Raw genomic sequence first — 9,677 nt, 5'->3', positions numbered from 1 at the left:
CTTCCTCATAACGCTACATTGCTGCGTGGTAATATTTTTTGCTTTATTTTTGCTAATTACTCATGGATTGAGCTGTTTTTAATGCCGGTTTTACGATAGTTACCTAATAAAATTCCATTTAACCAAACATTTGCCAAAGTGTGCGCTATTTGGCGTTCGACCCGATGATAAGAAAGAGTTACAGTTGTTGCGTTACCTTGTTTTTTGTTATGACAAAAGCAAGACATAGCCGAAAGTGGAAAGTTTTCGAATTAGGCTACAAATAAGCCCTAAACTATGTAAAACCAGGCCCATTGACTGACCATGTGTTGGGTATTGGTAAGGAGAAAAAATGGCAACGCAATCCAATCAACAGATGTTATCTGGCGCAGAGATGGTGGTTCAATCTCTGATCGAAGAAGGTGTAGAGCAAATATTTGGATACCCAGGTGGTTCCGTTCTTGATATTTACGATGCGCTGCACGCAAAAACCGACCAAATTAAACATGTCCTTGTTCGCCACGAGCAAGCGGCCACGCACATGGCAGATGGCTATGCTCGAGCAACCGGAAAAACGGGTGTGGTACTTGTTTGTTCTGGCCCAGGGGCGACGAATACCGTCACAGGGATTGCTACCGCTTACATGGACTCAATTCCAATGATTGTTATTTCAGGCAACGTGCCAAATAACCTCATTGGTAACGATGCGTTTCAAGAATGTGACATCGTTGGGGTTTCTCGTCCGATCGTCAAACACAGTTTTCTTGTAAAAAAAGCTGAAGATATTCCTGAAACCATTAAGAAAGCCTTTTATATTGCCTCAACAGGGCGCCCGGGGCCGGTCGTGATCGATCTGCCTAAAGATGTGATGAATCCTCAGATCAAACTCCCTTACACGTATCCTGAGTCGATCAAACTGCGCTCATACAACCCAACTACTTCTGGTCATAAAGGGCAAATTAAAAAGGCGCTAAAAGCGTTGTTAGAAGCCAAAAAACCCGTATTGTACATTGGTGGTGGCGCTGTTATTTCAGGCGCAGATCAGCACATTTTACAACTGGCTGAAACGCTCAATTTACCCGTAGTCAGCACGTTAATGGGGCTTGGTGCTTTCCCTGGGACGCATAAAAATGCGTTAGGCATGCTTGGAATGCATGGCATGTATGAAGCCAATATGGCGATGCACAATGCGGATTTGATTTTCGGTATTGGCGTGCGTTTTGATGACCGTACAACCAATAATCTAGAAAAATATTGCCCGAACGCTAAGATCATGCACATTGACATTGATCCTTCGTCGATCTCTAAAAATGTGCCAGTCGATCTGCCGATAGTGGGATCAGCTGAACAAGTACTGGAAACTATGCTGCAATTGCTCTCTGAGCAAGGTGGCTGTAATGATTCGCAGGCGCTTGAACTATGGTGGCAAGATATCCAAAGCTGGCGCGACCGCCAATGCCTAGCTTATGAGAAATCCAGCGAACGCATTAAGCCGCAGCAAGTGATTGAAACTTTACATAAACTGACTAATGGAGACGCATATGTGGCCTCCGATGTTGGTCAGCACCAAATGTTCGCCGCACTTTATTATCCATTCAATAAGCCTCGTCGTTGGATCAACTCTGGCGGTTTGGGCACCATGGGGTTTGGTTTACCCGCTGGAATGGGGGTTAAATTTGCCATGCCAGAAGAAGAGGTAGTGATTGTCACTGGGGATGGCAGTATTCAAATGAATATCCAAGAGCTTTCCACCGCGTTGCAATATGATATTCCAGTGAAAATTATTAACTTAAACAACCGTTTTCTTGGCATGGTAAAACAGTGGCAAGATATTATTTACCAAGGACGTCACTCTAATTCTTATATGAGTTCTGTTCCCGATTTTGCAGCAATTGCAGAAGCTTATGGCCACGTTGGCATCCGTATCTCACAGCCTGATGAACTTGAAGCCGGGCTTAAAAAAGCACTCGATATGAAAGATCGATTGGTTTTTGTTGATATTAATGTGGATGAAACGGAGCACGTCTACCCAATGCAAATTAAAGGCGAAGGGATGGACAAAATGTGGTTAAGCAAAACGGAGAGAACATAATATGAGACACATTATTTCAATATTAATGGAAAACCAATCGGGTGCTTTGTCTCGCGTTGTTGGTCTATTTTCTCAACGTGGTTATAACATTGAATCACTAACGGTTTCACCAACCGATGATGCAACATTATCACGCTTAAACATCACCACTAAGACCGATGAAATGCAACTTGAACAAATTCAAAAGCAACTGCATAAGTTGATTGATGTGCTTAAAGTGCAAGAAGTGTCAGAGTGCGAACACATTGAACGTGAGCTGATGATGGTGAAAGTCAAAGCTAGCGGTTTTGCGCGCGCCGAAGTGAAACGTACGGCTGATATTTTCCGTGGGCAGATCGTGGATGTCACTGCGGCGCAATATACTGTGCAGCTTGCTGGAACCAGCGAAAAACTCGATGCCTTTATTCAAGCGTTGTCGGAAGTCACGGAAGTAATCGAAGTCGCGCGAAGTGGCGTGGTAGGTATTGCTCGCGGGGAGCGAGCGCTTAAAGCTTAATTTACCGAGCTCCCTATCGAAATAAGGAAGGCCACATTTTGTGTGGCCTTTTTGTCATTTAGTGCTTTTACTGGAGAAGTGCTTAGTGAAGAATACGCGCACGAATGGTGCCGCTGATGCTTTTCAGCTTAGTCAGAGCTTCCGCAGAGCGAGCGGTTTCTACGTCAATCACTACATAACCGATATCCGCTGACGTTTGTAAATATTGAGCGGCGATATTGATCCCTTCTTCGGCGAAGATGGTGTTGATTTGTGTCAGAATACCCGGACGGTTTTCGTGAATATGCAGTAAACGCGAACTATCACGGTGAATTGGCAGTGATACTTCAGGGAAGTTCACGCTTGATAAGGTTGAGCCGTTATCTGAATATTTTGCCAACTTACCGGCTACTTCAATACCGATATTTTCTTGTGCTTCTTGCGTTGAGCCACCAATGTGCGGTGTCAGAATGACATTATCAAAATGCATCAGTGGGGATTCAAAAGGCTCAGAGTTTGTGGCGGGTTCTTCTGGAAATACATCTATTGCCGCGCCAGCTAGATGGTTTGATGCCAATGCATCGCAGAGTGCGGGAATGTCGACTACCGTTCCGCGTGCTGCGTTGATAAAGATAGAGCCAGGCTTCATGCGTGCAAACTCTTCTTTACCCATCATATTTTTAGTATCTGGAGTTTCAGGCACATGCAGAGAAATGACATCACATTTATTCAGTAGCTCGCTCATCGTATGTATTTGCGTTGCATTACCGAGTGAGAGTTTGTTTTCTATGTCATAGAAATAGACTTGCATACCGAGGTTTTCGGCAATGATACCGAGCTGGGTGCCAATGTGGCCATAGCCAATAATACCTAAGCGCTTACCGCGAGCCTCATAAGAGTTATCAGCACTTTTTTTCCAAATACCACGATGCGCCAATGCATTTTTTTCAGGAATCCCACGCAGTAGTAGCAGTGTTTGGCCTAAAACGAGTTCAGCAACACTACGAGTATTTGAAAATGGTGCATTAAAGACAGGAATCCCACGTTTTGCGGCTGCATTCAGGTCAACTTGGTTGGTGCCAATGCAGAAGCAGCCGATAGCAACCAACTTCTCTGCCGCGTTGATTACCGCTTCAGTCAAATTGGTGCGCGAACGAATTCCGATGAAGTGAGCATCTTTCACCGCTTCGAGCAGTTGTTCATCACCCAGAGAACCTTTGTGATACTCAATATTGCTGTAACCGGCAGATTGCAGTACTTCAACCGTTGAAGGGTGTAGCCCTTCGAGGAGTAAGATTTTGATTTTGTCTTTTTCGAGTGAAACTTTGGCCATTATTCTCGTCCTTAAAAATGGGAAGGTGGGCAAACACGGCGCACATAAAGCAAAAGGGCTAATGTAAAGAGGAAGATTAACCATTTTGTTGGAAGACAAACGTTTTCCTTGTGCGTCTTCTGACCAATAAAGTAACAAACTTTTTTTGTTTTGGGTAAGAAAATTACGAAATAAGGCATGATTTTCTAGGGCATAGCGAAGAAAAACGGCACCCATGGGTGCCGTTTGTAATGAAATAACGGAAAGTAGCCTTATTTTGTGACTTACTCTTCGATTTTGGCACCATTTTCCGTGCCAGTGATGACGACATCAGCACCTCGGTGAGCGAATAAACCAACGGTTACTACGCCGACAATCCCATTAATTTTATCTTCTAATGCTTTGGCATCAGTAATTTTTAATCCGTGCACATCCAAGATAACGTTACCGTTATCCGTTATTACGCCATGGCGATAGGCTGGATCACCACCAAGTTTCACCAGTTGACGTGCCACATAAGAGCGCGCCATTGGGATCACTTCAACTGGAAGTGGGAATTGACCTAGAACATCGACCGCTTTTGTACCATCAACGATACAAATGAATTTATCCGCAATCGCGGCAACGATTTTTTCTCGAGTGAGCGCAGCGCCGCCGCCTTTGATCATATCGCGCGCAGGGTTGATTTCATCTGCGCCATCAACATAAATATCGAGTTGATCAACATCATTGCAGTCGAACACTTCAATACCTAGGCCTTTTAGCTTCTCTGTTGAGGCGATAGAACTTGAAACCGCACCTTTAATATCATCTTTAATCGAACCCAGTGCATCAATGAAGTGATTCACCGTTGAACCCGTACCCACACCAACGATGCTGCCTTTTTCTACATATTTGAGTGCGGCCCAGCCGGCGGCTTTTTTCATTTCATCTTGAGTCATGCCAATCTCCTGATATCGATTTATAGTGACGGTAATGTTGCGGGGCGATTATAGCCTCAATAATTTATGATTCCCATTGCCAGATTTGGCTTGGAGTCACTATTTGAGGTAAAGGTATATCCCATGCTTCGCTCGGCAGATGAGTCACTTGTTGGCAATCATGAGCTAAACCTATGGGTAGGGCACCTTTACCCGTTTTAAACCAAGCTTCTAACGTACGATCATAATAGCCGCCGCCCATCCCGAGCCTTTGCCCTGTTTGATCAAAGGCCACCAATGGTGTGCAGATGATATCTAGCTCATTTACTGGTTTGATCAATGTTTGGTTGAGCTTGGGTTCGGCAATGCCGTATTTATTTCGCGTCATTATGGTTTGAGCATCATAGCGCAAGAATAATAAATTCCCACTCGAGAAGGGGTGTAAAACGGGAAGATAGGTCTGTTTGCCTTGTTGCCATAACCACGCTATGAGCGGTTGTGTTTCAAGCTCACCATCGGTTGCCAAGTAGAGGGCAATGTGCTGACTCGTTAAAACTGCAGGCAGTGTTGAAAAACGAGAGACAAGTTCAATTGAAGCGTGTTTTTGCTGCGTAGGTGATAGCTGTTTACGCCGCTGGCGGATGACTTGACGAAGTGTGTGTCGAGTGTTTTGCATAAGGATACCCCAGAGTGCCGTTGCGGATTTTGGCCCTTGAACCAGCTGGTTCAAGGCGGATCAGCAATGGTAACCGCAGGCTTCTCGGTACGAGCCGAGCTTGCTCAATAGCTACCAAGTACTAACCCTTTGGTGTTGCTTATCGGCTCAGGGACTTAAATCCGGCTGACAAACACTCTAGGGTAAATTTGGTTACGCTGGTAAAGACTACTGCTGTCCTAGCTTCACTTTACTGATGGCATCTTCAAGAGATGCAGCGAGCTGTTCCATGCGCTCGGTTAATTGATTTTGTTGGCCTAGGCTCTCATTGTTTTTGGTTTGCAATTCATAACAAATGTTGAGCGCAGCAATCGTGAGTAGCTTTACCTCATTGGTAACTTTAGTACGCTCTGCCATCTCTTTCAATCGGTTATCAAGATCTTGCGCCGCTTGGATTAAAGACTGCTCTTGTCCCGCAGGGCAATTCACTCGAGTCAATTTTCCTAAAATTTCTACGTCTACCGCTTGATTACTCATGATGGATGAACTCTTATCGCGCTGTCTAAGATGGTGCCACTCACATGCCCATCGAGGTGGAAACTATAGGTAAAGCGGCCCTAAGATTCAAGCTTTTCAAAGCGAGCAGTAAAAAATGAGGGACTAAAAACACAGTTATTAGGCAAATTGAGTAAAAGCTACCCACAATTAACGCTTTGAGCATTTTCGCATTGGAAGCTAAGTGGTAGGATCGCGCTTATTTGATTTTATTACGAGCTTCCCATGAGCGAAAAAAAACTACCGGATTATCTTTCTCTTGCCACTGCCCTTCAATCTGCAGCACTTGCGGTTAACCCTGCTGAGTTGCATGGGTTGCTAACGGGCATGCTGGCCGGTGGTCTGGGCTTAAATGATAAGAGCTGGCAGCCACTTATTTTTGATTACACTAACGAAGGTATGGGTTGGCCAGATCGTCCGTTGACATTGGCTGAACAAGTACTCACCTTTACAATCGAAGAGCTCACTGGTAGCGGGATGGAGTTGTCACTACTGTTGCCAGATGAAGAGGCGAGTGCCAGTGTATTTGATTTGGCTGATGGCGTAGCCGACTGGGTAAATCACTTTATTTCTGGGCTTGGCTTGATTGGGGTTGTTTTGAAAAAAGCGTCCGCAGAGACTAAAGAGGCCTTGGCTGATCTAGAAGAAATTGCCAAGCTCGGTATCGATGAAGAGGATGATTTGGATGAGCAAGCTCAACTTTTGGAACACGTTATCGAGCATGTAAAAGCTTGCGTGTTAACAATTCATGCTGAATTTGGTATCAAACCTCTACAAGAAACTCAGCCGACCGTGCATTAAAGAGAGGTTACTGTGAAGCAATTTGATGTGATTATCGCTGGTGGGGCGATGGCTGGTGCGACACTGGCGTTGGCCTTAGATACGCTTTCTCAAGGAAAGCTTGCGATTGCTGTGGTCGAAGCGCATCCGTTGGATGATAAGCTCGCCCATCCCGGCTTTGATTCGCGTTCAATTGCTTTATCCTACGGTAGCGTGCAAATTTTGCAAAATCTCTCCTTGTGGCAGTCTCTGCAAGAGGTCGCCACCCCGATTACACATATTCATGTGTCGGATCGATCTCATATTGGGATGACCGATATCACTTGCCAGCAACTCGATTTAGAAGCATTAGGTTACGTGGTTGAATTGGCCGATGTTGGGCAGATTTACGCGCAAAAAATGCAGCAGAGCCCGCATATTGAGTTATTTTGCCCAAGCGCGGTTCAGCAAGTGGAACGCAGTATGGATAAGGTCACTGTCACCCTTAACGATCAACGAACGATCCAAGCTAAGTTATTGGTCGCAGCTGATGGGGCGATATCGACCTGCTGCGAGCAAATCGGCCTCATCCAACAAGAGCATGATTTTGAACAGGTCGCGGTTATTGCTAATGTTGTGAGCTCAAAAGCTCACCAAGGACGAGCGTTTGAACGATTTACCGCCGATGGTCCTGTCGCGTTATTACCAATGAGTGATCATCGACTCTCTTTAGTTTGGTGTTTACCTCCCGCGAAAGCCCGGCAAGTTTTTTCACTCAGTGATGAGGGTTTTTTAGCACAGCTTCAAGATGCGTTTGGTTGGCGTTTAGGGCGAATGAATAAAGTAGGCACTCGTGCCTGCTATCCATTACAACTGCGTTATCGAGAGCAGAACATTTCACATCGTTTTGCCATTGTGGGCAATGCCGCTCAGACATTACATCCGATTGCGGGCCAAGGTTTTAACTTAGGTATTCGAGATGTGGCAAGCTTGGCGGATGAGCTTATCAAGCAGCAAGCCGATGTTGGCTGCTATCACGGCTTACAGGCTTTTTCCCAACGCCGAGAAGCGGATCGTGATGCCACCATTAAGCTGACATCATCCCTGGTGCATCTCTTTTCCAATGATTGGCTAACCACTCGCATTGGTCGCAGTGTAGGCCTCATGATGATGGATAATTTACCGTGGCTGAAAATGCCGCTACTGCGCCGAACGCTTGGCGTAGTGAATAGATAAAAGGGTCTGTATATGATGCAAAGTGTCGATATTGTCATTGTGGGTGGCGGAATGGTTGGACTTTCACTGGCCGCCGCATTAAAGCATAGCGAACTGCGCATCGCCGTGATTGAGGGCCGAGTACCCAGCCTTGAACTTGCAGAGCTGCCGGATGTGCGAGTCTCCGCCTTAAGCCGTTCCAGTGAAATCATGTTGCGAAACCTTGGTGCATGGCAAGGCATCATTTCTCGTCGCTCTGCGCCTTATTCGGCGATGGAAGTGTGGGAACGCGATAGTTTTGCGCGGATCGAATTTAGTGCCAATCAAATGACTCAGCCGGATCTGGGACACATTGTTGAGAACCGCGTCATTCAATTAGCCTTACTCGAACAAGTACAAAAGCAAGCGAATGTGACACTCTTTATGCCCGCTCAATGCCAATCTCTGGCTGTCGGAGAAAGTGAGGCGTGGCTAACGCTCGATAACGGTCAATCACTCACCGCAAAATTGATAGTAGGAGCCGATGGCGCAAACTCTTGGGTTCGTCAGCAACAAGACATTCCATTAACCCATTGGGATTATGGACACAGTGCGCTGGTGGCAAATGTCCGCACGGTGGAACCACATCAATCGACGGCAAGGCAAGTGTTTACACCACAAGGTCCGCTGGCCTTTTTACCTATGTCTGATCCTCATATGAGCTCAATCGTTTGGTCTACAGAGCCCAACCGAGCGCAGCGCTTGCTCAGCCTGTCTGAGCTCGAATTCAATAAGATACTGACCGCTGAGTTTGATCATCGTTTAGGTTTGTGTGAGGTGGTCGGTGAACGTGCTGCTTTCCCACTTAAAATGCGTTATGCCCGAGATTTTGCTTTACAACGAATCGCACTCGTTGGTGATGCGGCACACACCATCCATCCGCTAGCCGGGCAAGGTGTTAATTTAGGTTTACTTGATGCTGCAAGCTTAGCTCAAGAACTACTCGCGTTGTGGCATCAAGGTGAAGATATTGGCTTGCTCAAAAATTTGCGAGGTTATGAACGTTGGCGAAAAACAGAAGCCGCCAAAATGATTGCCGCGATGCAAGGTTTCAAAGATCTTTTTGAAGGTGATAACCCGGCGAAGAAACTGATCCGTGGCATTGGCATGCAGTTGGCTGGACAACTTCCTGGAGCCAAAGATGAGATTATGAAAAGAGCACTGGGTTTAAAAGGTGATTTACCTGATCTTGCCAAGAGTAAAATGGTGCTGCTTGAGCCCTAACAGTGATTAAGCTAATGATGGCAAAAGGGCTGGCTTATGGCCAACCCTTTTAAAATTCTTTAATGAAACTCGTATTATGCGTAGGCGCAGCGTAGTCTCATGATTTCCTGATTCACTTCTTTCACCGTCTGAAAGTGGCGCTTGTCTGCGCGCTCTGGCAAGATCAGTTTGCCATTATCGAATTCAAATTTCCCAACCCCGTAAATATAGATTCTTCCTTTAAAAAGCCGACTTACGTGTTTAGCTATCATACCTGGCGTATAGCGCTTAAACAGTCTCATACTTCGATCCTTCTGTTGTTCTAACACTGCAAATTATAAATAAATTGCGCCTCTAATAGTGTGATTGCCATAGAGGAATATGCAGTTATTGATGACTCTTTTGGATATTTGTGCTGCCGTAAGCAGAATGTTGGATAAATACCCATGTTTGCGTGATTATCTCCTCAAAAT

Annotated in this window: 10 protein-coding genes and 1 other RNA gene; 5 read left to right on the top strand and 6 right to left on the bottom strand. The window is 45.6% G+C overall.

The genetic code is table 11. The features are described 5' to 3' along the window. Positions 1–331: 331 nt before the first annotated feature. Together B9J84_RS06450 and ilvN are read left to right on the top strand one after the other, a co-directional pair. Positions 332–2,071 (top strand): acetolactate synthase 3 large subunit, encoded by a 1,740-nt coding sequence (locus B9J84_RS06450; protein ID WP_013856017.1) that lies wholly within the window; start codon positions 332–334, stop codon positions 2,069–2,071. A gap of 1 nt (position 2,072) precedes the next feature. Beyond that, complete coding sequence (ilvN, locus tag B9J84_RS06445) at positions 2,073–2,567, top strand: acetolactate synthase small subunit (RefSeq protein WP_010319822.1); 495 nt, start codon at positions 2,073–2,075, stop codon at positions 2,565–2,567. An 82-nt stretch (positions 2,568–2,649) separates the two neighbouring features. Here ilvN and serA read toward each other — a convergent pair whose 3' ends face one another. The 5 genes from serA to B9J84_RS06420 form a co-directional block, all read right to left on the bottom strand. Continuing rightward, positions 2,650–3,879 carry a phosphoglycerate dehydrogenase gene (gene serA, locus B9J84_RS06440; protein ID WP_026028313.1) on the bottom strand — a complete coding sequence of 410 codons (1,230 nt, stop codon included), beginning with the start codon at positions 3,877–3,879 and terminating at the stop codon, positions 2,650–2,652. Positions 3,880–4,142: 263 nt separating this feature from the next. After that, a complete protein-coding gene (gene rpiA, locus B9J84_RS06435) occupies positions 4,143–4,799 on the bottom strand; it encodes a ribose-5-phosphate isomerase RpiA (RefSeq protein ID WP_010319820.1) in 657 nt (218 codons plus the stop codon). 64 nt (positions 4,800–4,863) lie between these two features. Continuing rightward, positions 4,864–5,454, bottom strand: coding sequence for a 5-formyltetrahydrofolate cyclo-ligase (locus tag B9J84_RS06430; protein ID WP_029189881.1), 591 nt, complete (start codon positions 5,452–5,454; stop codon positions 4,864–4,866). 2 nt (positions 5,455–5,456) lie between these two features. Then, positions 5,457–5,641: non-coding RNA, 6S RNA (ssrS, locus tag B9J84_RS06425), on the bottom strand. A 20-nt stretch (positions 5,642–5,661) separates the two neighbouring features. Continuing rightward, positions 5,662–5,970: a cell division protein ZapA gene (locus B9J84_RS06420; RefSeq protein WP_010319818.1), complete on the bottom strand. Its 309-nt coding sequence runs from the start codon at positions 5,968–5,970 to the stop codon at positions 5,662–5,664. Positions 5,971–6,213: 243 nt separating this feature from the next. On the opposite strand from B9J84_RS06420, the gene B9J84_RS06415 reads away from it, so the two are divergent. The 3 genes from B9J84_RS06415 to B9J84_RS06405 are packed head-to-tail and all read left to right on the top strand — an operon-like array spanning position 6,214 to position 9,225. Further along, the gene (locus tag B9J84_RS06415; protein ID WP_094123782.1) at positions 6,214–6,789 is read left to right on the top strand and encodes a YecA family protein; all 576 of its coding nucleotides are present in this window, start codon (positions 6,214–6,216) and stop codon (positions 6,787–6,789) included. 12 nt (positions 6,790–6,801) lie between these two features. Then, positions 6,802–7,983: a 2-octaprenyl-6-methoxyphenyl hydroxylase gene (ubiH, locus tag B9J84_RS06410; protein WP_094123781.1), complete on the top strand. Its 1,182-nt coding sequence runs from the start codon at positions 6,802–6,804 to the stop codon at positions 7,981–7,983. A gap of 12 nt (positions 7,984–7,995) precedes the next feature. After that, positions 7,996–9,225: an FAD-dependent 2-octaprenylphenol hydroxylase gene (locus B9J84_RS06405; RefSeq protein ID WP_094123780.1), complete on the top strand. Its 1,230-nt coding sequence runs from the start codon at positions 7,996–7,998 to the stop codon at positions 9,223–9,225. Positions 9,226–9,299: 74 nt separating this feature from the next. On the opposite strand, the gene B9J84_RS06400 is transcribed toward B9J84_RS06405, so the two are convergent. Continuing rightward, complete coding sequence (locus tag B9J84_RS06400) at positions 9,300–9,506, bottom strand: DUF1107 domain-containing protein (protein WP_010319814.1); 207 nt, start codon at positions 9,504–9,506, stop codon at positions 9,300–9,302. Positions 9,507–9,677 lie beyond the last annotated feature (171 nt).

Source organism: Vibrio sp. V03_P4A6T147 (genome assembly GCF_002241085.1).
Lineage (GTDB): Bacteria > Pseudomonadota > Gammaproteobacteria > Enterobacterales > Vibrionaceae > Vibrio > Vibrio anguillarum.
The sequence above is the reverse complement of the archived record's forward strand: the minus strand, read 5'-3'. Positions and strand labels throughout refer to the sequence as shown.

Excerpts from the sequence above, each read along its gene's own strand:
- rpiA (WP_010319820.1), bottom strand. The coding sequence starts at position 4,799 with ATGACTCAAGATGAAATGAAAAAAGCCGCCGGCTGGGCCGCACTCAAA.
- B9J84_RS06420 (WP_010319818.1), bottom strand. The coding sequence starts at position 5,970 with ATGAGTAATCAAGCGGTAGACGTAGAAATTTTAGGAAAATTGACTCGA.
- B9J84_RS06450 (WP_013856017.1), top strand. The coding sequence starts at position 332 with ATGGCAACGCAATCCAATCAACAGATGTTATCTGGCGCAGAGATGGTG.
- B9J84_RS06430 (WP_029189881.1), bottom strand. The coding sequence starts at position 5,454 with ATGCAAAACACTCGACACACACTTCGTCAAGTCATCCGCCAGCGGCGT.
- serA (WP_026028313.1), bottom strand. The coding sequence starts at position 3,879 with ATGGCCAAAGTTTCACTCGAAAAAGACAAAATCAAAATCTTACTCCTC.
- ilvN (WP_010319822.1), top strand. The coding sequence starts at position 2,073 with ATGAGACACATTATTTCAATATTAATGGAAAACCAATCGGGTGCTTTG.
- B9J84_RS06415 (WP_094123782.1), top strand. The coding sequence starts at position 6,214 with ATGAGCGAAAAAAAACTACCGGATTATCTTTCTCTTGCCACTGCCCTT.
- B9J84_RS06400 (WP_010319814.1), bottom strand. The coding sequence starts at position 9,506 with ATGAGACTGTTTAAGCGCTATACGCCAGGTATGATAGCTAAACACGTA.
- B9J84_RS06405 (WP_094123780.1), top strand. The coding sequence starts at position 7,996 with ATGATGCAAAGTGTCGATATTGTCATTGTGGGTGGCGGAATGGTTGGA.